Consider the following 23640-nt stretch of genomic DNA (forward strand, 5'->3'; position numbering starts at 1 on the left):
CCCTTTAGCCTGATGACCATAGCGAGTCGGTACCACCCCTTCCCATCCCGAACAGGACCGTGAAACGACTCCACGCCGATGATAGTGCGGATTGCCCGTGTGAAAGTAGGTAATCGTCAGGCTTCCCTTCATGACAACCCCCGTTGCCCAAAAGGCAGCGGGGGTTTTGTCTTTTCAGCGCAAGAAAACTAATCCAATCAGCGCACCTCAGGTGAGCCGGCAACCTGGTGAAATTCAGGCCGGTGGATCGATCGACTGCTGATCCCGCTCCAGTGGCCCCATGGCGGTTGCGGCGCAATGCAAACAAGCTCGAGTCGCTATCTCCCGTCGAATCGATCGTGTTCGTCATGCCTTGCCTTGGCTCGTAGAGGGCGCGTATGCCGCGTCTGCAGCTTTCGCAGGCCCGGAGGATGACCAGGGAGAGCGCTCGAGTGTTTCGGCGGCGTGGCGGGCAAGTTGGAGGCAACGCAACGTCACGGCGAACGGGAGCTGGATGAGACGTTCCGACGAGCTGATCCACGAGCCTTCATCTGCCGCATGGCTCAATGCCGACTGTCCGAAGCGAAGTAGCGTCTTGGCGCTGGAGGGTGTCGAGGAACTGCACGGAACATCGCAAGCACGGCTGGAGGGCCGCGCCCACCTTTGCGCCAGGCGCAACCGGCTGCTTCTTCGGGGCCAGCACCGTTCGGTCGACCACGCCCCAAAGCACGAAACATCAAAAAATTTTCAGAAAACGTGCTTTAGCCCTTGGCTTAATCGTCGCGACCCCTTATGATTTGCGTCTTCCGTTTTTCCGGGGAGCTTTCACGGAAATCGGAGCGACGGTCTGGGCGGGAGCAGTTTCCGCTGCGGTCGTCGAATTCGGCGCGACGCGATGCTTTTACAGGGCATTGATGGACGGCGCACCGAGGGAGGCGATCGACATGGCATGCCGGCACGGCGGTATCAGCGGGGCGATAAAAAATCTCCGAGGGTGCTTGACACGAAGTCTGCGTACCACCATAATCGTCAGTTCTCTACGGAGGGGTGCCCGAGTGGCTAAAGGGGGCAGACTGTAAATCTGTTGGCTTACGCCTACGTTGGTTCGAATCCAACCTCCTCCACCAAGACATGCAGAGCGGTAAGGGATCGTAAAGTGGCCCGCGCGGGTGTAGCTCAATGGTAGAGCAGAAGCCTTCCAAGCTTACGACGAGGGTTCGATTCCCTTCACCCGCTCCACGTTCCATGTAGTAAGTACTTGTTTCGCCCATGTGGCTCAGTGGTAGAGCACTCCCTTGGTAAGGGAGAGGTCGGCAGTTCGATCCTGCCCATGGGCACCATCAAGTTGTCAGTGTCTGTTTGCGCGCGGCGCAACATGTGAAATTCCTTAAGGGAGTTGAAAATGGCCAAGGAAAAATTTGAGCGGACCAAGCCGCACGTCAACGTCGGTACGATCGGTCACGTTGACCACGGCAAGACGACGCTGACGGCAGCCATCGCAACGGTTCTGTCGGCGAAGTTCGGCGGCGAAGCGAAGAAGTACGACGAAATCGACGCGGCGCCGGAAGAAAAGGCACGTGGCATTACGATCAACACCGCGCACATCGAGTACGAAACGGCGAACCGCCACTACGCACACGTCGATTGCCCGGGCCACGCCGACTACGTGAAGAACATGATCACGGGTGCCGCGCAGATGGACGGCGCGATCCTGGTGTGCTCGGCCGCCGACGGCCCGATGCCGCAAACGCGTGAGCACATCCTGCTGGCGCGTCAGGTTGGCGTTCCGTACATCATCGTGTTCCTGAACAAGTGCGACATGGTGGACGACGCTGAACTGCTCGAGCTGGTCGAGATGGAAGTTCGCGAACTCCTGTCGAAGTACGACTTCCCGGGCGACGACACGCCGATCATCAAGGGTTCGGCGAAGCTGGCGCTGGAAGGCGACAAGGGCGAGCTGGGCGAGACGGCGATCATGAGCCTGGCCGATGCGCTGGACACGTACATCCCGACGCCGGAGCGCGCGGTCGATGGTACGTTCCTGATGCCGGTGGAAGACGTGTTCTCGATCTCGGGTCGCGGCACGGTGGTGACGGGTCGTGTCGAGCGTGGCATCGTGAAGGTCGGCGAAGAAATCGAAATCGTCGGCATCAAGGACACGCAGAAGACGACCTGCACGGGCGTGGAAATGTTCCGCAAGCTGCTGGACCAAGGTCAGGCTGGCGACAACGTGGGTATCCTGCTGCGCGGCACGAAGCGTGAAGACGTGGAGCGTGGCCAGGTTCTGGCCAAGCCGGGTTCGATCAAGCCGCACACGCACTTCACGGCTGAAGTGTACGTGCTGAGCAAGGACGAAGGCGGCCGCCACACGCCGTTCTTCAACAACTACCGTCCGCAGTTCTACTTCCGTACGACGGACGTGACGGGCTCGATCGAGCTGCCGAAGGACAAGGAAATGGTCATGCCGGGCGACAACGTGTCGATCACGGTGAAGCTGATCGCTCCGATTGCGATGGAAGAAGGTCTGCGCTTCGCGATCCGCGAAGGTGGCCGTACCGTCGGCGCCGGCGTCGTCGCCAAGATCCTCGACTAAGCCAGTTAGTCGCTGATCGACAGTTTTGGGGCCGGAGCTGTCCGGTCCCATTGGTACAGGGGTATAGCTCAACTGGCAGAGCGTCGGTCTCCAAAACCGAAGGTTGGGGGTTCGATTCCCTCTGCCCCTGCCAAATCGCCACGTTCAGACGTGGCATTTGTTTTAAGGTGTTATGGCGAATCCATCCGTCGAAACTGTAAATACCTCCGGCGATAAGCTGATGCTGGGCCTGGGCGTATTGCTGGTCTTGGCCGGATTTGCGGGCTTCTTCTTGCTTGGTGGCAAGGAGTGGTACATCCGCGGCGCTGCATTGGCAGTTGGGGTCATCGCTGGTGTCGCCGTCGCCCTGATGTCGCTTCCGGGCAAGAGCTTCATCGCCTTCGCGAAGGATTCCTACCGGGAGGTGCGCAAGGTCGTATGGCCGACGCGCAAGGAAGCCACGCAAACCACGCTGGTGGTGTTCGGGTTTGTGCTGGTCATGGCGCTCTTCCTTTGGCTTAGCGATAAGTCGATCGAATGGGTGATTTTCTCGGCGATTCTGGGTTGGAAATGATATGAGCGATACTCCGGCGATCCCGAGCGGAAAGCGTTGGTACGTCGTGCACGCCTACTCCGGTATGGAGAAGAGCGTGCAACGTGCGCTTCAGGAGCGCATTGAACGTGCCGGCATGCAAGACAAGTTTGGCCAGATCCTGGTGCCGACCGAAGAGGTCGTCGAAGTCCGGGGTGGTCATAAGGCGGTGACCGAACGTCGTTTCTTCCCCGGCTACGTGCTGGTCGAGATGGAAATGACGGATGAAACCTGGCACCTCGTGAAGAACACGGCCAAGGTGACGGGCTTCGTCGGCGGTGCACGCAATCGGCCGAGCCCGATTTCCCCGCGGGAAGTCGAAAAGATCATGTCGCAGATGCAGGAAGGCGTGGAAAAGCCGCGTCCGAAAACCCTGTTCGAAGTGGGCGAGATGGTCCGGGTCAAGGAAGGCCCGTTCACCGATTTCAACGGCACGGTCGAAGAAGTCAACTACGAAAAATCGCGAGTGCGCGTGTCCGTCACCATTTTTGGGCGGGCTACACCGGTCGAGCTCGAGTTCGGCCAGGTCGAGAAAGTCTGAGTTTGGATGGGCAGCCTTCGCGCTGCCCGTCGTCGCGATTACGGTCCGCATCATTGACCGTTGAGGAGCGTCAGTAGCCACATGGCGAACGCGCGTTATCACTCACCGAACGCCAGCCTGGCGTTCCAACGAGGTGTACACATGGCAAAGAAGATTGTCGGCTTTATCAAGCTGCAGATCCCTGCAGGTAAAGCCAACCCGTCGCCGCCGGTCGGTCCGGCACTGGGCCAGCGCGGCCTGAACATCATGGAGTTCTGCAAGGCGTTCAACGCGCAGACCCAAGCCATGGAGCCGGGCCTGCCGGTTCCGGTCGTGATCACGGCATTCGCGGACAAGAGCTTCACGTTCGTGATGAAGACGCCGCCGGCGACCGTCCTGATCAAGAAGGCAGCGAAGATCGACAAGGGCTCGAGCAAGCCCCACACCGACAAGGTCGGTTCGATCACGCGCGCACAAGCTGAAGAAATCGCGAAGACCAAGATGCCTGACCTCACGGCAGCGGATCTGGACGCGGCAGTTCGTACCATCGCGGGCAGCGCACGCTCGATGGGCATCACCGTGGAGGGCGTGTAAATGGCCAAGATCTCGAAGCGTCGTCAGGCATTTGCCGCTAAGGTCGACCGTCAGAAGCTGTACGCGATCGAAGACGCACTGGCACTCGTGAAGGAATGCGCGAGCGCGAAGTTCAACGAATCGATCGACGTCGCAGTCCAGCTCGGCATCGACGCGAAGAAGTCGGACCAAGTGGTTCGCGGTTCGGTCGTGCTGCCGGCAGGTACCGGCAAGTCGGTTCGCGTTGCCGTGTTCGCACAAGGCGACAAGGCCGAGCAGGCTCGTGCAGCCGGCGCTGAAATCGTCGGCATGGAAGACCTGGCCGAGCAGATCAAGGCCGGTCAGATGGATTTCGACATCGTGATCGCTTCGCCGGACACGATGCGTATCGTCGGTACGCTGGGCCAGATCCTCGGCCCGCGCGGCCTGATGCCGAACCCGAAGGTCGGCACGGTCACGCCGGACGTCGCCACCGCAGTCAAGAACGCGAAGGCGGGTCAGGTCCAGTTTCGTGTGGACAAGGCCGGTATCATCCACGCCACGATCGGCCGTGCATCGTTCGAGCCGACCGCGCTGCGCTCCAACCTGTCGGCGCTGATCGAAGCGCTGCAGAAGGCCAAGCCGGCGACCAGCAAAGGCGTGTACCTGCGCAAGATCGCGCTGTCGAGCACGATGGGCATCGGCGTTCGCGTCGACCAATCGTCGCTGGCCGCACAGTAATCGCAGTATTCGGATGGCCCCGCCGCGGTGGGGCCATCCAACCAGGGCTTTGGGCGGTTGCCCGGCGCGCGAGCGCAGGGTGACCGGTTATCAAAGACCGTTGGTGGGAGGCAGCAGGCAGGCACTCCCTTAATGCAGGCCAACGCAGATGGCGAACCCGAACAAGTTTTGAAGTGGTGAAGCCGATGGCGCGGAGCGATCCGGGCCGGCGGCGGAAATACTCCTGACGACTCGGACGCCGTTGTTGAACGAGGTACGAAAGGCCCATGCCGATCGTATCGTTTCTGGAGGCTAACCGTGCCGCTTAATAGAGAAGACAAGCAAGCCGTCGTCGCTGAGGTTTCCGCGCAAGTCGCGAAGGCCCAGACCGTTGTGCTGGCTGAGTATCGTGGAATTGCGGTTGGCGATCTGACCAAGCTGCGCGCGCAAGCGCGTGAAAAGCAGGTGTACCTGCGCGTGCTGAAGAACACCCTGGCACGTCGCGCAGTTGAAGGTACGCCGTTTGCTACGCTGGCAGAGCAGATGACCGGCCCGCTGATCTACGGCATCTCTGAAGATGCGATTGCTGCCGCGAAGGTCGTGAACGACTTCGCGAAGAGCAATGACAAGCTGATCATCAAGGCAGGTTCGTTCGATGGCAAGGTGATGGACAAGGCTGGCGTGCAAGCGCTGGCAAGCATCCCGAGCCGCGAAGAACTGCTCTCGAAGCTGCTGTTCGTCATGCAGTCGCCTGTTTCCGGTTTCGCGCGCGCCCTGGCCGCGCTGGCCGAGAAGAAGCAGGCCGAAGCTGCATAACGTCGGCATCACAGATCGCTGGCTGTACCCGCATTCAATTTAGGAGTATTTCACATGGCAATCGCAAAAGAAGACATCCTGGCAGCAGTCGAAGGCATGACTGTTCTGGAACTGAACGAACTGGTCAAGGCGTTCGAAGAGAAGTTCGGCGTGTCGGCAGCTGCAGTGGCAGTTGCTGGCCCGGCAGGCGGCGGCGCAGCTGCTGCAGCCGAAGAGCAGACCGAATTCACGGTCATCCTGGCTGAAACGGGCGCCAACAAGGTTTCCGTCATCAAGGCCGTTCGCGAACTGACGGGCCTGGGCCTGAAGGAAGCGAAGGACCTGGTCGACGGCGCACCGAAGCCCGTCAAGGAAGCCGTGCCCAAGGCTGCCGCTGAAGAAGCGAAGAAGAAGCTGGAAGAAGCTGGCGCAAAGGTCGAAATCAAGTAAGTTTCGACGAGCTGCGCGAAGGCTGGCGGTTTTATACCGCCGGCCTTTTTGTGCTTTGTGGGGACGCTGTTTTGACACTCAATTCGTGTGTCGAAATGGATGGCCCCAGAAGCCAAAGAAAACCGCCCAAGGCGCATCGCGATGCGTGCAACCGGCGATTCTCTTTGTCTTCTGAAGCGACTGCAGAAGGCAAGTTTGGTCGGGTAGCGGGCAACACAGGCATCCGCTGCCGTCAGCCAGCGGTTGGTAGCGGCCAACCACCAAGCTTCTCGGCTCGAGCCGCCGCACGGCTATCGGGTCTCAGTCGGTGAACACTCGGGTTTGACACGTCCAGGTATCCCGCCTCGATAGCGCCCGCCGTGATTCGGAGATCGTATGCAATATTCCTTCACCGAGAAGAAGCGTATTCGCAAGAGTTTCGCGAAGCGCTCCATCGTTCACCAAGTTCCTTTCCTGCTAGCCACTCAGCTTGAATCATTCAGCACGTTTCTGCAAGCTGAAGTGTCTGCAGCACAACGCAAGTCCGAAGGCCTGCAAGCCGCCTTCACCTCTGTTTTCCCGATCGTTTCGCACAATGGCTTCGCTCGTCTCGAGTTCGTGAGCTATGCCCTGTCGTCGCCGGCATTCAACATCAAGGAATGCCAGCAGCGCGGCCTGACCTATTGCTCGGCACTGCGCGCCAAGGTGCGCCTGGTGCTGCTCGACAAGGAATCGCCGAGCAAGCCGGTGGTCAAGGAAGTGAAGGAGCAGGAAGTGTACATGGGCGAAATTCCGCTCATGACGCCGACCGGCTCGTTCGTCATCAACGGTACCGAGCGCGTGATCGTGTCGCAGCTCCACCGTTCCCCGGGCGTGTTCTTCGAACACGACAAGGGCAAGACCCACAGCTCGGGCAAGCTGCTGTTCTCGGCGCGGATCATTCCCTACCGCGGCTCGTGGCTCGACTTCGAATTCGACCCGAAGGACGTCCTGTACTTCCGCGTCGACCGTCGCCGCAAGATGCCGGTGTCGATCCTGCTGAAGGCCATCGGCCTGACGCCGGAACAGATCCTCGCGAACTTCTTCGTGTTCGACAACTTCACGTTGATGGACGAAGGCGCGCAGATGGAGTTCGTGCCCGAGCGCCTGCGTGGCGAAGTCGCGCGTTTCGACATCAGCGATCGCGATGGCAAGGTCATCGTCCAGAAGGACAAGCGGATCAACGCGAAGCACATCCGTGACCTGGAAGCCGCGAAGACCAAGTTCATCTCGGTGCCGGAAGACTACCTGCTCGGCCGCGTGCTGGCGAAGAACGTGGTCGACGGCGACACCGGCGAAGTGATCGCGAACGCGAACGACGAGATCACCGAGAGCGTGCTGGACAAGCTGCGCGACGCGAAGATCAAGGAAATCCAGACGATCTACACGAACGATCTGGACCAGGGTCCGTACATCTCCTCGACGCTGCGCGTCGACGAGACGGCCGACAAGACGGCCGCGCGTATCGCCATCTACCGCATGATGCGCCCGGGCGAGCCGCCGACGGAAGAAGCCGTCGAGGCGCTGTTCAACCGCCTGTTCTACAGCGAAGACGCCTACGACCTGTCGAAGGTCGGCCGCATGAAGTTCAACCGCCGTGTCGGCCGTGACGAGATCGTCGGCCCGATGACGCTGCTGGACGACGACATCCTCGCGACCATCAAGATCCTGGTCGAGCTGCGCAACGGCAAGGGCGAAGTGGACGATATCGACCACCTCGGCAATCGTCGCGTGCGTTGCGTCGGCGAACTGGCGGAGAACCAGTTCCGCGCCGGCCTGGTGCGTGTCGAGCGCGCGGTGAAGGAACGCCTCGGCCAGGCCGAAAGCGAAAACCTGATGCCGCACGACCTGATCAACTCGAAGCCGATTTCCTCGGCGATCCGCGAGTTCTTCGGTTCGTCGCAGCTCTCGCAGTTCATGGACCAGACCAACCCGCTGTCGGAAATCACGCACAAGCGCCGTGTTTCCGCACTGGGCCCGGGCGGCCTGACGCGCGAGCGCGCCGGCTTCGAAGTCCGTGACGTGCACCCGACCCACTATGGCCGCGTGTGCCCGATCGAAACGCCGGAAGGTCCGAACATCGGCCTGATCAACTCGCTGGCGCTGTACGCCCACCTGAACGAATACGGCTTCCTCGAGACGCCGTACCGCAAGGTGACGGACAGCAAGGTGACCGACCAGATCGACTACCTGTCGGCGATCGAGGAAGGCCGCTACGTGATCGCCCAGGCGAACGCCTCGGTGGACGAGAACACGGGCGAGCTGACCGACGAACTGGTGTCGGCGCGTGAAGCGGGCGAAACCATGATGGTCACGCCGGACCGCATCCAGTACATGGACGTGGCGCCGTCGCAGATCGTCTCGGTGGCCGCATCGCTGATCCCGTTCCTCGAGCACGATGACGCGAACCGCGCACTGATGGGCTCGAACATGCAGCGCCAGGCCGTGCCTTGCCTGCGTCCGGAAAAGCCGGTGGTCGGCACGGGCATCGAGCGCACCTGCGCGGTCGACTCGGGCACCACGGTCCAGGCCTATCGCGGCGGCGTGGTCGACTATGTCGACGCGGGCCGTATCGTGATTCGCGTGAACGACGACGAAGCGGTGGCGGGTGAGGTCGGTGTCGACATCTACAACCTCATCAAGTACACGCGTTCGAACCAGAACACGAACATCAACCAGCGTCCGATCGTGAAGATGGGCGACAAGGTCGCGCGCGGTGACGTGCTGGCCGACGGCGCCTCGACGGACCTGGGCGAGCTCGCGCTCGGCCAGAACATGCTGATCGCGTTCATGCCGTGGAACGGCTACAACTTCGAGGATTCGATCCTGATCTCGGAGAACGTGGTGGCGGACGATCGCTACACGTCGATCCACATCGAAGAGCTGAACGTGGTCGCTCGCGACACCAAGCTCGGACCGGAAGAAATCACGCGCGACATCTCGAACCTGGCGGAAATCCAGCTCGGCCGTCTCGACGAATCGGGCATCGTCTACATCGGTGCCGAGGTCGAAGCGGGCGACGTGATGGTCGGCAAGGTCACGCCGAAGGGCGAGACCCAGCTGACGCCGGAAGAGAAGCTGCTGCGCGCGATCTTCGGCGAGAAGGCCTCGGACGTGAAGGACACCTCGCTGCGCGTGCCCTCGGGCATGAGCGGCACGGTGATCGACGTGCAGGTGTTCACGCGCGAAGGCATCGTGCGTGACAAGCGCGCGCAACAGATCATCGACGACGAACTGAAGCGCTACCGCCTCGACCTGAACGACCAGCTGCGTATCGTGGAAGGCGATGCCTTCCAGCGTCTGGCGCGCATGCTCGACGGCAAGGTCGCCAACGGCGGCCCGAAGAAGCTGGCCAAGGGCACCAAGATCGACCAGGCCTACCTGTCGGATCTGGACCACTACCACTGGTTCGACATCCGCCTGGCGGACGAGGAAGCGGCGGCCCAGCTCGAAGCGATCAAGAACTCGATCGAGGAGAAGCGCCACCAGTTCGACCTGGCCTTCGAAGAGAAGCGCAAGAAGCTCACGCAAGGCGATGAACTGCCGCCGGGCGTGCTGAAGATGGTCAAGGTCTATCTCGCGGTCAAGCGTCGCCTGCAGCCTGGCGACAAGATGGCGGGTCGTCACGGTAACAAGGGCGTGGTCTCGAAGATCGTGCCGGTGGAAGACATGCCGTACATGGCCGACGGCCGTCCGGCCGACGTCGTGCTGAACCCGCTGGGCGTGCCGTCGCGGATGAACGTGGGCCAGGTGCTCGAAGTCCATCTCGGCTGGGCCGCGAAGGGCCTCGGCTGGCGGATCGGCGAAATGCTGGCGCGCCAGGCGAAGATCGAGGAACTGCGTGTGTTCCTGACCAAGATCTACAACGAGTCGGGCCGCGCGGAAGACCTCGAGAGCTTCAGCGACGACGAGATCCTCGAACTCGCGAAGAACCTGCGCGAGGGCGTTCCGTTCGCCACGCCGGTGTTCGACGGCGCGACCGAAGAGGAAATGTCGAAGATGCTCGACCTGGCGTTCCCGGACGACATCGCGCAGCAGCTCGGCATGACGCCGTCGAAGAACCAGGTGCGCCTGTACGACGGCCGCACGGGTGAGGCATTCGAGCGGACCGTGACGGTCGGCTACATGCACTACCTGAAGCTGCACCACTTGGTCGACGACAAGATGCACGCGCGTTCGACCGGCCCGTACTCGCTCGTCACGCAGCAGCCGCTGGGCGGCAAGGCGCAGTTCGGTGGCCAGCGTTTCGGGGAAATGGAAGTGTGGGCGCTCGAGGCCTACGGCGCATCGTATGTGCTGCAGGAAATGCTGACGGTGAAGTCGGACGACGTGAACGGCCGGACGAAGGTGTACGAGAACCTCGTCAAGGGCGACCACGTGATCGACGCGGGCATGCCGGAATCCTTCAATGTGCTGGTGAAGGAAATCCGCTCGCTCGGTATCGACATCGACCTCGATCGCAACTAATCGGACTACGGAGAGAAAGCAATGAAAGCTCTGCTCGATCTATTCAAGCAAGTCCAACAGGAAGAAGTCTTCGACGCGATCAAGATCGGTCTGGCCTCGCCGGACAAGATCCGCTCCTGGTCGTTCGGCGAAGTCAAGAAGCCGGAAACCATCAACTACCGCACCTTCAAGCCGGAGCGGGATGGTCTGTTCTGCGCGAAGATCTTCGGGCCGATCCGCGACTACGAGTGCCTGTGCGGCAAGTACAAGCGCCTGAAGCACCGCGGCGTGATCTGTGAGAAGTGCGGCGTCGAAGTGACGCTCGCCAAGGTGCGCCGCGAGCGCATGGGCCACATCGAGCTGGCCTCGCCGGTCGCCCACATCTGGTTCCTGAAGTCGCTGCCGTCGCGTCTGGGCATGGTGCTCGACATGACGCTGCGCGACATCGAACGCGTGCTGTACTTCGAAGCCTACGTGGTGATCGAACCGGGCATGACGCCGCTGAAGGCGCGGCAGATCATGACCGAGGAGGATTACTACAACAAGGTCGAGGAATACGGTGACGAGTTCCGCGCCGAGATGGGCGCGGAAGGCGTTCGCGAGCTGCTGCGCGCGATCAACATCGACGAACAGGTCGAGACGCTGCGCACCGAGCTCAAGAACACCGGCTCCGAAGCGAAGATCAAGAAGTACGCGAAGCGCCTGAAGGTCCTCGAGGCATTCCAGCGCTCGGGCATCAAGCCCGAGTGGATGATCCTCGAAGTCCTGCCGGTGCTGCCGCCGGAACTGCGTCCGCTGGTGCCGCTCGACGGCGGTCGTTTCGCGACCTCGGACCTGAACGACCTGTATCGCCGCGTGATCAACCGGAACAACCGTCTGAAGCGTCTGCTCGAGCTGAAGGCGCCGGAGATCATCGTGCGCAACGAAAAGCGCATGCTGCAGGAAGCGGTCGATTCGCTGCTCGACAACGGTCGTCGCGGCAAGGCGATGACGGGCGCCAACAAGCGTCCGCTCAAGTCGCTGGCCGACATGATCAAGGGCAAGGGCGGTCGTTTCCGTCAGAACCTGCTGGGCAAGCGCGTCGACTACTCGGGCCGTTCGGTCATCGTGGTGGGCCCGACGCTGAAGCTGCACCAGTGCGGCCTGCCCAAGCTGATGGCGCTCGAGCTGTTCAAGCCCTTCATCTTCAACAAGCTCGAAGTGATGGGCGTGGCCACCACCATCAAGGCCGCGAAGAAGGAAGTCGAGAACCAGACGGCGGTGGTGTGGGACATCCTCGAAGAGGTGATCCGCGAGCATCCGGTGATGCTGAACCGCGCGCCGACGCTGCACCGCCTGGGCATCCAGGCGTTCGAGCCGGTGCTGATCGAAGGCAAGGCGATCCAGCTGCACCCGCTGGTCTGCGCGGCGTTCAACGCCGACTTCGACGGTGACCAGATGGCCGTCCACGTGCCGCTGTCGCTGGAAGCGCAGATGGAAGCGCGCACGCTGATGCTGGCCTCGAACAACGTGCTGTTCCCGGCCAACGGCGATCCGTCGATCGTGCCGTCGCAGGATATCGTGCTCGGCCTGTACTACGCGACGCGCGAAGCCGTCAACGGCAAGGGCGAGGGCATGTCCTTCACGGGCGTGTCGGAAGTCCTGCGTGCGTACGAGAACAAGGAAGTCGAGCTGGCTTCGCGCGTCAACGTGCGGATCACCGAAATGGTCCACAACGAGGACAAGTCGGAAGGCGCGCCGCAGTTCGTGCCGAAGATCTCGCTGTACGCGACCACTGTCGGCCGCGCGATCCTGTCGGAAATCCTGCCGGCCGGCCTGCCGTTCTCGGTGCTGAACAAGCCGCTGAAGAAGAAGGAAATCTCGCGCCTGATCAACACCGCGTTCCGCAAGTGCGGTCTGCGCGCGACCGTGGTGTTCGCCGACCAGCTGATGCAGTCGGGCTTCCGTCTCGCGACGCGCGCCGGTATCTCGATCTGCGTGGACGACATGCTGGTGCCGACGCAGAAGGAAACCATCGTCGGCGACGCCGCGAAGAAGGTGAAGGAATACGACCGCCAGTACATGTCGGGTCTCGTCACCGCCCAGGAACGCTACAACAACGTGGTCGACATCTGGTCGGCGACGTCGGAAGCGGTCGGCAAGGCGATGATGGAGCAGCTCTCGACGGAGCCGGTGGTCGATCGCGACGGCAAGGAAACGCGCCAGGAATCGTTCAACTCGATCTACATGATGGCCGACTCGGGCGCGCGGGGTTCCGCGGTCCAGATCCGTCAGCTGGCCGGGATGCGCGGCCTGATGGCGAAGCCGGACGGCTCGATCATCGAGACGCCGATCACGGCGAACTTCCGCGAAGGCCTGAACGTGTTGCAGTACTTCATCTCGACCCACGGTGCACGTAAGGGTCTGGCTGATACGGCACTGAAGACCGCGAACTCGGGTTACCTGACGCGTCGTCTGGTCGACGTCACGCAGGATCTGGTGGTGGTCGAGGACGATTGCGGCACGAGCAACGGCGTGGCCATGAAGGCCCTGGTGGAAGGCGGTGAAGTCGTCGAGGCGCTGCGCGACCGGATTCTCGGCCGCGTGGCCGTGGCCGACGTGGTCAACCCGGAAACCCAGGAAACGCTGTACGAATCGGGCACCCTGCTCGACGAGACGGCGGTCGAGGAAATCGAACGCCTCGGCATCGACGAGGTGCGCGTGCGCACCGCGCTGACCTGCGAAACGCGTTACGGCCTGTGCGCTGCCTGCTACGGCCGCGACCTGGGCCGCGGTTCGCTCGTCAACGTCGGCGAGGCGGTCGGCGTGATCGCCGCGCAGTCGATCGGCGAGCCGGGCACGCAGCTGACCATGCGTACCTTCCACATCGGCGGCGCGGCTTCGCGTGCGGCGGTGGCTTCGTCGGTCGAGGCGAAGAGCAACGGTACGGTCCGCTTCACGGCGACCATGCGCTACGTCACCAACGCGAAGGGCGAGCAGATCGTCATTTCGCGTTCGGGCGAGGCCATGATCACCGACGATCTCGGCCGCGAGCGCGAACGTCACAAGATCCCGTACGGCGCGACGCTGCTGCAGCTCGACGGCGACGTGATCAAGGCCGGCACGCAACTGGCCACCTGGGATCCGCTGACGCGCCCGATCATCACCGAGTACGGCGGTACGGTGAAGTTCGAGAACGTCGAGGAAGGCGTGACGGTCGCCAAGCAGATCGACGACGTGACGGGGCTGTCGACGCTCGTCGTGATCGACGTGAAGCGCCGCGGCTCGCAAGCCTCGAAGAGCGTGCGCCCGCAGGTCAAGCTGCTCGACGCGAACGGCGAGGAAGTGAAGATCCCGAACACCGAGCACTCGGTGCAGATCGGCTTCCAGGTCGGCGCGCTGATCACCGTGAAGGACGGCCAGCAGGTGCAGGTGGGTGAAGTGCTCGCACGTATCCCGACCGAAGCGCAGAAGACGCGTGACATTACCGGCGGTCTGCCGCGGGTGGCGGAACTGTTCGAAGCGCGTTCGCCGAAGGATGCCGGCATCCTGGCCGAAGTCACGGGTACCACCTCGTTCGGCAAGGACACCAAGGGCAAGCAGCGCCTGGTCATCACGGATCTCGAGGGCAACCAGCACGAGTTCCTGATCGCCAAGGAAAAGCAGGTCCTGGTCCACGATGCCCAGGTCGTCAACAAGGGCGAAATGATCGTGGACGGCCCGGCCGATCCGCACGACATCCTGCGTCTGCAGGGTATCGAGGCGCTGTCGCGCTACATCGTCGACGAGGTGCAGGACGTGTATCGTCTGCAGGGCGTGAAGATCAACGACAAGCACATCGAGGTGATCGTTCGCCAGATGCTGCGTCGTGTGCAGATCACCGACAACGGCGATACGCGCTTCATCCCGGGCGAGCAGGTCGAGCGTTCGGACATGCTTGACGAAAACGATCGCATGATCGCGGAAGACAAGCGTCCGGCCATCTACGAGAACATCCTGCTGGGTATCACGAAGGCGTCGCTGTCGACGGATTCGTTCATCTCGGCGGCATCGTTCCAGGAGACGACGCGCGTGCTGACGGAAGCGGCGATCATGGGCAAGCGCGACGATCTGCGCGGCCTGAAGGAAAACGTGATCGTCGGCCGTCTGATCCCGGCCGGTACCGGCCTGGCGTTCCACAAGGCACGCCGGACCAAGGAAGTCTCGGATCGCGAGCGTTTCGACCAGATCGCGGCGGAAGAGGCCTTCGATTTCGGTATCCCGGAAACGCCGGCTGCCGACACACCCGACACCGTCGAGTCGCAGCAGCACCCGAACGCGGAGTAAGCGAGCGCGGCGCAAGCCGCCTTCCAGGCTCCGCCATCAAGACCGCCCGGTTTCGACCGGGCGGTTTTTTTTCGTCCGTCGATTTCGCGGTGGTTGGCGCCTGCGCGGGCGTCGAACCTTACTTCGCGCCGAGCCGCTCGGCGAAGGAATAGCGCCGCATGTGGCGCTCCAGGCTCTCGAGGAAGGCCAGGTCGGCCGCGTTCATCTTGCGCTCGCGATGCCAGAGCAGGTGCACGTCGACGTCGACCAGGCCCTCGTCCGGCGGCAGTCGCCAGAGCCGCTGCTGGGCGAGGTCGTCGCGCACGATGTGCTCGGGCAGGCAGCCGATGCCGTAACCCGAGAAGATCAGCCGCCGCACTTCGTCCAGGCTGGGCGAGGAGGCCACGATGCGGCCCGTGAAACCGCGCTGGTCGCGAAACACCGTCAGCGGCGAGAGGCTGTCGCCGAGCTGGTCGCTGGTGAAGGACACGAAGTTCTCGGCCAGCAGGTCGTCCATGCTCAGCGAGGACTTGCCGAACAGCCGGTGATGGCGCCCGCAGAAGATCGCATAGCGCTGCCGCAGGAAGGGGCGCATCTCGAGCTTGTCGTGCGGCGTGCGGCACAGGCCGAGCCCGGCCGTGGCGGTCTTCTGCAGCAGCGAGGAAATGATGTCGGAGGAGCGCATCACCTCGATCTGCAGGTCGATGCGCGGATGCGTGCGGTGGAACTCGGCCAGGAATTCGTCGTAGACCGGCGACTCGATGCGGCTGATGCTGAGCAGGCGGATCGCGCCGGTGATGTCGGCGCGGTCGTCGAGCTCCGAGTCGAGCCGCGAGATGGTGCCGTACAGGTCGCTGGCGATCCGGTAGACCGCGTCGCCGGCGGCGGTGGGCGCGAAGTAGGGGCCGCGCCGCTCGATCAGCCGGTGCTCGAGCGCCTCCTCGAGCCGCTTGAGCGCCTGGCTCACCGCCGGCTGCGTCACGTGCAGGCGCGCGGCGGCGCGACTCAGGCTGCGCTCCTGCATGATCACCAGGAAGGTGCGCAGCAGGTTCCAGTCGAGGCGATCGTTGAGGAAGCGGGAGAAATCGGCGCGCATCGTGAGGTCCGGGCGGGTCGCGGGCAAACTATAAATTTCAATTATGCGGCGAATAATAACTTGAAATTTGACTAATGTTTTCTGGCTATCGATAAAGACCCCGTGCACGGTCGATCGCCGAACCGGGCACGCCGACCCGTGACGAACGCGCCCGGGGCCCGCGCGGCCTGCCGGTGCATCAGGAGCCAGCATGACCCCGCAATCCACCCCTGCCCGCCAGCCCGCTCGCGCGGCGAGTGCCGCCTTCATCGGCACGATGATCGAGTGGTACGACTTCTACATCTACGCCACGGCCGCCGCGCTGGTGTTCGGCGAGCTCTACTTCCCGTCCGGCGACCGCTTCGTCAGCACCATGGCCTCGTTCGCGACCTTCGCGGTCGGCTTCTTCGCGCGGCCGCTGGGCGGCATCGTGTTCGGCCACCTCGGCGACCGGATCGGCCGCAAGAAGGCGCTGATGACCACCCTGATGATGATGGGCGCGGCCACCGTCTGCGTCGGCCTGCTGCCCGACTACGCGACGCTCGGCGTGCTCGCCCCGGTGCTGCTGGTGCTGCTGCGCGTGGTGCAGGGCATCGCGGTGGGCGGCGAATGGGGCGGCGCGGTGCTGATGGCCGGCGAACACGCGCCGCAAGGGCGTCGCACCTTCTTCGCCTCGTTCGCGCAGCTCGGCAGCCCCGCCGGCCTGATCCTCTCGCTGCTGGCATTCCGTGCCGTCACCTCGATGGACAAGGCCGCCTTCCTGTCCTGGGGCTGGCGCCTGCCCTTCCTCGCGAGTTCGCTGCTGCTGGTGGTCGGCATCCTGATCCGGCTCGGCGTCAACGAATCGCCCGAGTTCGCCCGCCTGCGCGAGACGCGGCGCACCGCCAAGCTGCCGATCGCCGAGGTGTTCCGTTCCGCGCGCGGCCTGGTGCTGCTCGGCATCGGCGCCAACACGATCGGCATCGCCGGCGTCTACTTCACCAATACCTTCATGATCGCGTACACCACGCAGTATGTCGGCGTGACGCGCTCGATGATCCTCGACTGCCTGTTCGTGGTCGCCGTGATCCAGTTGCTGTCGCAGCCCTGCGCCGCCTGGCTGGCCGAGAAGATCGGCGGGGCGCGCTTCCTCAAGCTGGCCGCGCTGCTGGCGATGGCCTCGCCCTATCCGATGTTCGTGCTGGTGCAGCAGGGCAGCACCGTCTCGATGGTGATCGGCATCGCGCTGGCGGTGATCTGCATGGCGAGCTTCTACTCGGTGATCGCCGGCTTCATCAGCGGCATCTTCCCGACCCACATCCGCTACTCGGCGATCTCGCTGGCCTACCAGGTCTGCGGCGCGATCGCGGGCGGCCTCACGCCGCTGGTCGGCACCTGGCTCGCGCATCGCTACAGCGGCCAGTGGTGGCCGCTGGCGGTGTTCTATACCTGCCTCGCGGCGATCTCGCTGCTTTGCATCGTGGCGCTCGACGCGCGGCGCGAAGCACGCCAGGACGCGGCCGACGCGCTCACCTCGCATGGCTGAGGCAGGGCTGGCGCCGAGCCGGCGGGCAACACGATTCGCTGTGGACAACGCTCAGGAAAACGAATGGACAGGCAAGTGAAGGTGGACGGCGCGCGCCTCTGGCGCAGCCTGATGGAGATGGCGGAAATCGGCGCGACCGCGCGCGGCGGCGTACGGCGCCTGGCGCTCACCGACGAGGATCGGCGTGGGCGCGAGCGTTTCGCGCAATGGTGCCGCGGGGCCGGCATGACGGTCAGCGTCGATGCGGTGGGCAACCTGTTCGCGCGGCGCGCCGGCACCGATCCCGAGGCCGCGCCGGTGCTGGTCGGCAGCCACCTCGACACGCAGCCCGAAGGCGGCCGCTTCGACGGCGTCTACGGCGTGCTGGCCGGGCTGGAACTGGTGCGCGCATTGAACGATGCGGGGCAGGCCACCGAGAAGCCGATCGAGATCGTCTCGTGGACCAACGAGGAGGGCGCCCGCTTCACGCCCGCCATGCTCGGTTCGGCCGTCTACACGGGCGCGACGCCGCTCGATGCCGCGCTGGCGACGCGCGATGCGCACGGCGTGACGCTCGGCGAGGCGCTCGATGCGAGCGGCTATCGCGGGCAGCGCGCGATCGGCGGCGAACGCATCGATGCCTATTTCGAGGCGCATATCGAGCAGGGGCCGGTGCTCGAGGCCAACGGCACCACCATCGGCGTGGTGACGGGCGGCCAGGCGATCCGCTGGCTCGACGTGACGGTGACGGGCGTGGCCGCCCACGCCGGCACCACGCCGATGCCGTATCGCAAGGATGCGCTGTTCGCGAGTGCTCGGATGGCGCTCGAACTGGAGCGCATCATCGCAAGCTACGCGCCGCGCGGGCTGGCCACCATCGGCCAGGCGACGATCCCCAACGCCTCGCGCAACACCATCGCCGGGCAGCTCGCGTTCACCGTCGACCTGCGCCATCACGAGGATGCCGAGGTCGATGCGATCGAGCGCGAACTGCGCGCCGCGTTCGAGCGGATCGCGGCCGAGCGCGGCCTGCGCGTCGAGATCTCGACCTACTGGCGCAGCCCCGCCACGCCCTTCGACGCGAGCTGCGTGGCGCTGGTGCAGCAGGCGGTCGACGCGCTCGGGTATTCGAACCAGCGCATCGTCAGCGGCGCCGGCCACGACGCGATCCACCTCGCGCGTCACTGCCCGAGCGCGATGGTCTTCATTCCCTGCGTGGACGGTCTTTCGCACAACGAAGCCGAGGACGCGCTGCCCGAGGACGTGACACGCGGCGCCGAGGTGCTGCTGCAGGCCGTGCTCGCACGCGCCGGCGCGCGCAGCGCCGCCACGATCAACGACGAATCGGAGAGCCGATGAAAACCTTCTTCCATCCCGAGCAACTGCTGCACCATCCGCGCAGCTATCTGTCACGCGGCCAGATGCGCGAGCCGCAGGAAGTGCCGGAGCGCGCGGCGCGGCTGGTGGCTGCCGCCGGCTCGCTCGACTTCACGGTCGAGGCGCCGGCCGATCGCGGTACCGCGGCGATCGCGGCCGTGCACGACATGAACTACCTGCGCTTTCTCGAGGAAGCGCATCGCGACTGGAAGCGCATGCCCGACGACTGGGGCGACGAGGTGATGTCGAACATCTTCGTGCGCGAGCCGAACCCGCTGCGCGGCGTGCTGGCCCAGGCGGCGCGCTACCTGACCGACGGCAGTTGCCCGGTCGGCGAACAGACCTGGCGTTCGGCCTATTGGTCGGCGCAGAGCGCGCTGGCCGCGGCCGAGGCCGTGAACGGCGGCGCACGCGAGGCCTGGGGCCTGTGCCGGCCGCCCGGCCATCATGCGCGGCGCGATGCGGCGGGCGGCTTCTGCTACCTGAACAATGCGGCGATCGCCGCGCAGGCGCTGCGCCAGCGCTTCGGCCGCGTGGCGATCCTCGACACCGACATGCATCACGGCCAGGGCGTGCAGGAGATCTTCTACGGTCGCGACGACGTGCTCTACATCTCGATCCATGGCGATCCGACCAACTTCTACCCGGTCGTCGCCGGCTACGAGGAGGAGACCGGCAGCGGCGCGGGCGATGGCTACAACGTCAACCTGCCGATGCCGCACGGCGCCTCGGAGGCGATGTTCTTCGAGCGCGTCGACGATGCGCTGCGCGTGCTGCGTCGCTTCGAAGCCGATGCGATCGTGCTCGCGCTCGGCTTCGACATCTACCGCGACGATCCGCAATCGAAGGTGGCCGTCACCACCGAGGGCTTCGGTCGTCTCGGCGGCGCGGTGGGCGCGCTGGGTCTGCCGACCGTGATCGTGCAGGAGGGTGGTTATCACCTGGAGAGCCTGGAGGCGAATGCGCGCGCCTTCTTCGGCGGGTTCGGCGAGGCACGAGGCTAGCGATGCGTTAATCGCGATCCGCCCGAGGCGGATCGTCGGGGGTTCGATGCAAGGAAACGCGGCGCCGGGAGCAGGCTCATGCTCCCGGCGCCGCGTTTGTTTTTTCCAGGCGCGTCGCGCGGTATCGATGGATGAACGCCATTAATACTGACGATGAGTAAACGGCATTTTACGCAGCGATATCGGCGATGGATAAATCACCCAGGCCGCCGACGCGAGCCATTTCACGAATTCACAGCTTCGCACTGCGAATCGACTCATCGACCATACGACAGGGAGTCCACCATGTACAAACCGCTTTGCCTCGGCGCCGCCTTGCTGTGCGCCAACGGCCTGGCCCACGCGCAGAACTCGGTGACGCTGTACGGCATCATCGACCAGGGCATCGCGATCAACACCAACGCGGCCGGCAGCCGCCAGTACGCGCTGACGAGCGGCAACGAATCGGGCAGCCGCTGGGGGCTGCGCGGCCGCGAGGAACTCGGCGGCGGCCTGTTTTCGCTGTTCGTGCTGGAAGGCGGCTTCAACGGCTCGACCGGCGCGCTCGGGCAGAACGGCGACCTGTTCGGCCGCCAGGTCTATGTGGGCCTGGGCTCCTCGCGCCTGGGCACGCTGACGGCGGGGCGCCAGTACCTGCCGAACGCGGAGATGGTCGGCATCTTCGAGGCGGGCGAGGACTGGGCGCTGTCGGGAGCCGGCTACGGCGCGCATCCGGGCGATCTCGACGACCTCGACGGCTCGTTTCGCGTCAACAACGCACTGAAGTACAGCTCGCCGACCTGGGCCGGCTTCAATGCCGAGGCGCTCTACAGTTTCGGCGGCGTGGCCGGCAGCAGCTCGCGCAACCAGATCTACGGCTTCGGCCTCGGTTGGCAAGGCGGCCCGTTCAAGGCCGCCGCGGCCTACACCTTCGCGCGTAATCCGAACTTCTCGCTGTACGGCAACAAGGCCAACGACAGCGCGAGCGGCAGCAACATGGCGAGCCCCGTCTACAGCGGCTACGCCAGCGCCGGCTCGCAGCAGATCGTCAATGCGGGCGGCACCTACACGCTCGGCGCGGCGACCTTCGGCGCCGTTTACAGCAACACGCGCTTCCAGAACCTCGGCGCCACCGCCGTGAGCGGCTCGACCAGTTCGATGCCGGGCGCGAGCGTCGCCTTCAATACCTTCGAGCTGAACGCGAAGTACCTGATCACGCCGGCGTTGCAGGTGGCGGCCTCCTACGCGCTGACCAGGAGCAGCAGCGTGAACGGCCGCGAGGGCGCGAAGTACAGCCAGCTCGAGGCCGGCCTCGACTATTCGCTCTCCAAGCGCGCCGACCTCTACGCGGTCGGCGTCTACCAGCTCGCCAGCGGCACCGACTCGACGGGCCGCAAGGCGGTCGCGGCGGTGGCCTTCGCCACGCCGTCCTCGAACAGCCACCAGCTCGTCACGGTTGCCGGGATCCGGCACCGGTTCTGAGCGATGCGCCGGGCGGAGCATGAATCCGGTTCATGCTCCGCATAAGAATTCGGCATTTTACGAGCCGATATTGGTCACCGATAAAGGTGGCAGGCCGTGGCGCCGCAAGGCCGCATGCACGGCAACCCGACCCAGGATCCCCGATGACGTCCACCGTCCCTCAACGCCAGCCGATCCGCGCCGCGCTCGCGGCCTTCATCGGCACGACCATCGAGTTCTACGATTTCTATACCTACGCCACGGCCGCCGCGCTGGTGCTCGGCGGCGTGTTCTTCCCGAGCGCGGATCCGTTCGTCAGCACGCTCGCCTCGTTCGCGACCTTCGCGGTCGGCTTCATCGCGCGGCCGCTGAGCGGCGCCGTGTTCGGTCACTGGGGCGACCGGCTCGGCCGCAAGAAAATGCTGATCCTGACCATGTTCCTGATGGGCGTGGCGACCACCGGCATCGGTCTGCTGCCATCCTATGCGTCGATCGGCGTGGCCGCGCCGGTGATCCTGATCCTGCTGCGCATCGTGCAGGGCATCGCGGTCGGCGGCGAATGGGGCGGCGCGGTGCTGATGTCGAGCGAGCATGCCGCGCCCGGGCGCAAGACGCTGTTCGCCTCGTTCCCGCAGCTGGGCAGCCCGGCCGGGCTGCTGCTCTCGCTGATCGCATTCCGCGCCGTCTCGGCGCTCGATCACGAGGCCTTCCTGGCCTGGGGCTGGCGGCTGCCGTTCCTGGCCAGCTTCGTGCTGCTGGTGGCCGGCGTGGTGGTGCGCCTCGGCGTGAACGAATCGCCCGAGTTCGAGCAGGCCCGGCGCGAGAACCGGCGCGCCAAGGCGCCGGTCAGGGAAGTGCTGCGCGGCTACTGGAGGCCGATCGTCTATGCCGCGGCGGCCACCACCATCGGCTCGGCCGGCTTCTTCTTCACCAACACCTTCATGATCTCCTACGTGACGAGCTTCCTGAAGATGCCCAAGCCGCTGATCCTCGACTGCCTGTTCGCAGTCACGCTGATCCAGCTCGCCTCGCAGCCGGTCTCGGCGCTGCTGGCCCAGCGTTTCGGCGATGCGCGCTTCCTGGGCGCGGCGGCGCTGCTGTCGATCTTCACGCCCTATCCGATGTTCGTGCTCGTCAACAGCCAGCAGCCGGTGCTGATCGTGCTCGGCATCGCGCTGGCGGTGGTGGTGCTGTCGGCCGTCTATGCCGTGATCGCCGGTTTCATGACGCGGGCCTTCCCGACCCCGCTGCGCTATTCCGGCATCTCGATCGCCTACCAGCTCTGCGCGACCGTGGCCGGCGGCACCACCCCGCTGATCGGCACCATGCTCGCGCAGCACTACCGCGGCCAGTGGCTGCCGCTCGCGATGTTCTTCTCGCTGCTGTCGGCCGTCTCGCTGGTCGGCATCGTCGCGCTGGCGCGCTACCAGCGCCGTCTCGCGCCCGCGCACGAGGCGGCGGCCGGCTCCGTGCCGGCGGCGTGACGCGCGGGCATCCAGTCTCGCCCTTTTTTCTTCCTGTCATCGACCACCATGCACACCGAACCACATCCGATTCCCGAGGCCGAATGGACGACGCGCGTCGAGCTCGCCGCGCTGTATCGGCTGGTCGCGCACTTCGGCATGACCGACATGATCGACACGCACATCACCGCGCGCGTGCCGGGCCCCGAGCATCACTTCCTGATCAACCGCTACGGCGTGCTGTTCCATGAAATGCGCGCCTCCGACCTGGTCAGGATCGACGCCGAAGGGCGCGTGGTCGAGCCCGCGGCCGCCAATGGCGATGGCGACCCGGCGCGCCATCGCGTCAACGCGGCCGGCTTCACGATCCACTCGGCGATCCACATGGCGCGCCCGGACCTGTGCTGCGTGATCCACACGCACACGGCGGCCGGCTCGGCCGTCTCGGCGCAACGTCACGGGCTGCTGCCGATCAGCCAGCACGCGCTCAAGTTCCACGAGCGGATCGGCTATCACGACTACGAGGGCATCGCGCTCGACCTCGGCGAGCGCGAACGGCTGATTCGCGACCTGGGCCCGCATAGCGCGATGATCCTGCGCAACCACGGGCTGCTCGCGGCCGGGCGCTCGGTGGCGGCGGCCTTCCAGAACATCTACTTCCTGGAGCGCGCCTGCCAGATCCAGGTGCGCGCGCTGGCCGGCAACGCCGAGCTGATCCTGCCGCCCGAAGCGGTGCGCCGGCTCACGGCGGAGCAGTTCGATCGCGACGAGGCCGACGCGATCATCGCGCTGCAGTGGCAGGCCGCGCTGCGGCTCATCGAAGGCGGCGCGACCGACTACCGTAGCTGA

General features: G+C 64.5%; 16 protein-coding genes, 4 tRNA genes and 1 rRNA gene. 20 read left to right on the top strand and 1 reads right to left on the bottom strand.

The window, feature by feature from the left end; translation table 11 throughout:
• Nucleotides 1–8 precede the first annotated feature (8 nt).
• The 14 genes from rrf to rpoC all read left to right on the top strand — a co-directional run bounded on the left by rrf (nt 9) and on the right by rpoC (nt 14949).
• Nucleotides 9–122 (top strand): 5S ribosomal RNA (rrf, locus tag F3J18_RS11560).
• Nucleotides 123–1020: 898 nt separating this feature from the next.
• Nucleotides 1021–1106, top strand: a tRNA-Tyr gene (locus F3J18_RS11565).
• Between the two features lie 38 nt (nt 1107–1144).
• Nucleotides 1145–1218: transfer RNA gene (locus F3J18_RS11570), tRNA-Gly, on the top strand.
• Between the two features lie 26 nt (nt 1219–1244).
• Nucleotides 1245–1319 (top strand) — tRNA-Thr (locus F3J18_RS11575).
• A gap of 62 nt (nt 1320–1381) precedes the next feature.
• Nucleotides 1382–2572 carry an elongation factor Tu gene (gene tuf, locus F3J18_RS11580; RefSeq protein ID WP_025099469.1) on the top strand — a complete coding sequence of 397 codons (1191 nt, stop codon included), beginning with the start codon at nt 1382–1384 and terminating at the stop codon, nt 2570–2572.
• A 57-nt stretch (nt 2573–2629) separates the two neighbouring features.
• Nucleotides 2630–2705 (top strand) — tRNA-Trp (locus tag F3J18_RS11585).
• Between the two features lie 39 nt (nt 2706–2744).
• A complete protein-coding gene (secE, locus tag F3J18_RS11590; protein ID WP_012734344.1) occupies nt 2745–3125 on the top strand; it encodes a preprotein translocase subunit SecE in 381 nt (126 codons plus the stop codon).
• Between the two features lies 1 nt (nt 3126).
• Entirely contained in the window at nt 3127–3684 is a 558-nt protein-coding gene (gene nusG / locus F3J18_RS11595; RefSeq protein WP_013696350.1) for a transcription termination/antitermination protein NusG, read from the top strand.
• A gap of 141 nt (nt 3685–3825) precedes the next feature.
• On the top strand, nt 3826–4257 hold the full coding sequence (gene rplK / locus F3J18_RS11600; RefSeq protein ID WP_013696351.1) for a 50S ribosomal protein L11: 432 nt from the start codon (nt 3826–3828) through the stop codon (nt 4255–4257).
• Nucleotides 4258–4956: a 50S ribosomal protein L1 gene (gene rplA, locus F3J18_RS11605; RefSeq protein WP_013696352.1), complete on the top strand. Its 699-nt coding sequence runs from the start codon at nt 4258–4260 to the stop codon at nt 4954–4956.
• Between the two features lie 297 nt (nt 4957–5253).
• Complete coding sequence (rplJ, locus tag F3J18_RS11610) at nt 5254–5751, top strand: 50S ribosomal protein L10 (RefSeq protein WP_013696353.1); 498 nt, start codon at nt 5254–5256, stop codon at nt 5749–5751.
• Nucleotides 5752–5805: 54 nt separating this feature from the next.
• Nucleotides 5806–6180 (top strand): 50S ribosomal protein L7/L12, encoded by a 375-nt coding sequence (rplL, locus tag F3J18_RS11615; protein ID WP_013696354.1) that lies wholly within the window; start codon nt 5806–5808, stop codon nt 6178–6180.
• Between the two features lie 375 nt (nt 6181–6555).
• Entirely contained in the window at nt 6556–10665 is a 4110-nt protein-coding gene (gene rpoB / locus F3J18_RS11620; RefSeq protein ID WP_025101107.1) for a DNA-directed RNA polymerase subunit beta, read from the top strand.
• A 21-nt stretch (nt 10666–10686) separates the two neighbouring features.
• Complete coding sequence (gene rpoC, locus F3J18_RS11625; protein WP_025101108.1) at nt 10687–14949, top strand: DNA-directed RNA polymerase subunit beta'; 4263 nt, start codon at nt 10687–10689, stop codon at nt 14947–14949.
• A 118-nt stretch (nt 14950–15067) separates the two neighbouring features.
• On the opposite strand, the gene F3J18_RS11630 is transcribed toward rpoC, so the two are convergent.
• Complete coding sequence (locus tag F3J18_RS11630) at nt 15068–16024, bottom strand: LysR family transcriptional regulator (protein WP_105850874.1); 957 nt, start codon at nt 16022–16024, stop codon at nt 15068–15070.
• A 190-nt stretch (nt 16025–16214) separates the two neighbouring features.
• On the opposite strand from F3J18_RS11630, the gene F3J18_RS11635 reads away from it, so the two are divergent.
• The 6 genes from F3J18_RS11635 to F3J18_RS11660 all read left to right on the top strand — a co-directional run bounded on the left by F3J18_RS11635 (nt 16215) and on the right by F3J18_RS11660 (nt 23640).
• Nucleotides 16215–17528: an MFS transporter gene (locus F3J18_RS11635; RefSeq protein ID WP_036048510.1), complete on the top strand. Its 1314-nt coding sequence runs from the start codon at nt 16215–16217 to the stop codon at nt 17526–17528.
• A 63-nt stretch (nt 17529–17591) separates the two neighbouring features.
• A complete protein-coding gene (locus F3J18_RS11640) occupies nt 17592–18866 on the top strand; it encodes a Zn-dependent hydrolase (protein ID WP_166912895.1) in 1275 nt (424 codons plus the stop codon).
• Nucleotides 18863–19888, top strand: coding sequence for a histone deacetylase family protein (locus F3J18_RS11645; RefSeq protein WP_166912896.1), 1026 nt, complete (start codon nt 18863–18865; stop codon nt 19886–19888). Before F3J18_RS11640 ends, F3J18_RS11645 begins: the two co-directional genes overlap by 4 nt.
• A gap of 285 nt (nt 19889–20173) precedes the next feature.
• Complete coding sequence (locus tag F3J18_RS11650; protein WP_166912897.1) at nt 20174–21349, top strand: porin; 1176 nt, start codon at nt 20174–20176, stop codon at nt 21347–21349.
• 143 nt (nt 21350–21492) lie between these two features.
• Nucleotides 21493–22812, top strand: coding sequence for an MFS transporter (locus F3J18_RS11655; RefSeq protein ID WP_029951217.1), 1320 nt, complete (start codon nt 21493–21495; stop codon nt 22810–22812).
• A 48-nt stretch (nt 22813–22860) separates the two neighbouring features.
• Nucleotides 22861–23640: a class II aldolase/adducin family protein gene (locus F3J18_RS11660; protein ID WP_096749858.1), complete on the top strand. Its 780-nt coding sequence runs from the start codon at nt 22861–22863 to the stop codon at nt 23638–23640.

The organism is Burkholderia sp. Ax-1720 (genome assembly GCF_011753035.1).
GTDB classification, from domain to species: Bacteria; Pseudomonadota; Gammaproteobacteria; order Burkholderiales; family Burkholderiaceae; genus Burkholderia; species Burkholderia gladioli.

What these genes read in the sequence shown, in the direction of transcription:
- F3J18_RS11645 (WP_166912896.1), top strand. Translation starts at nt 18,863, where the DNA reads ATGAAAACCTTCTTCCATCCCGAGCAACTGCTGCACCATCCGCGCAGC.
- rpoB (WP_025101107.1), top strand. Translation starts at nt 6,556, where the DNA reads ATGCAATATTCCTTCACCGAGAAGAAGCGTATTCGCAAGAGTTTCGCG.
- F3J18_RS11640 (WP_166912895.1), top strand. Translation starts at nt 17,592, where the DNA reads ATGGACAGGCAAGTGAAGGTGGACGGCGCGCGCCTCTGGCGCAGCCTG.
- rplL (WP_013696354.1), top strand. Translation starts at nt 5,806, where the DNA reads ATGGCAATCGCAAAAGAAGACATCCTGGCAGCAGTCGAAGGCATGACT.
- F3J18_RS11635 (WP_036048510.1), top strand. Translation starts at nt 16,215, where the DNA reads ATGACCCCGCAATCCACCCCTGCCCGCCAGCCCGCTCGCGCGGCGAGT.
- F3J18_RS11630 (WP_105850874.1), bottom strand. Translation starts at nt 16,024, where the DNA reads ATGCGCGCCGATTTCTCCCGCTTCCTCAACGATCGCCTCGACTGGAAC.
- F3J18_RS11655 (WP_029951217.1), top strand. Translation starts at nt 21,493, where the DNA reads ATGACGTCCACCGTCCCTCAACGCCAGCCGATCCGCGCCGCGCTCGCG.
- nusG (WP_013696350.1), top strand. Translation starts at nt 3,127, where the DNA reads ATGAGCGATACTCCGGCGATCCCGAGCGGAAAGCGTTGGTACGTCGTG.
- F3J18_RS11650 (WP_166912897.1), top strand. Translation starts at nt 20,174, where the DNA reads ATGTACAAACCGCTTTGCCTCGGCGCCGCCTTGCTGTGCGCCAACGGC.
- tuf (WP_025099469.1), top strand. Translation starts at nt 1,382, where the DNA reads ATGGCCAAGGAAAAATTTGAGCGGACCAAGCCGCACGTCAACGTCGGT.
- secE (WP_012734344.1), top strand. Translation starts at nt 2,745, where the DNA reads ATGGCGAATCCATCCGTCGAAACTGTAAATACCTCCGGCGATAAGCTG.
- rpoC (WP_025101108.1), top strand. Translation starts at nt 10,687, where the DNA reads ATGAAAGCTCTGCTCGATCTATTCAAGCAAGTCCAACAGGAAGAAGTC.
- rplA (WP_013696352.1), top strand. Translation starts at nt 4,258, where the DNA reads ATGGCCAAGATCTCGAAGCGTCGTCAGGCATTTGCCGCTAAGGTCGAC.
- F3J18_RS11660 (WP_096749858.1), top strand. Translation starts at nt 22,861, where the DNA reads ATGCACACCGAACCACATCCGATTCCCGAGGCCGAATGGACGACGCGC.
- rplK (WP_013696351.1), top strand. Translation starts at nt 3,826, where the DNA reads ATGGCAAAGAAGATTGTCGGCTTTATCAAGCTGCAGATCCCTGCAGGT.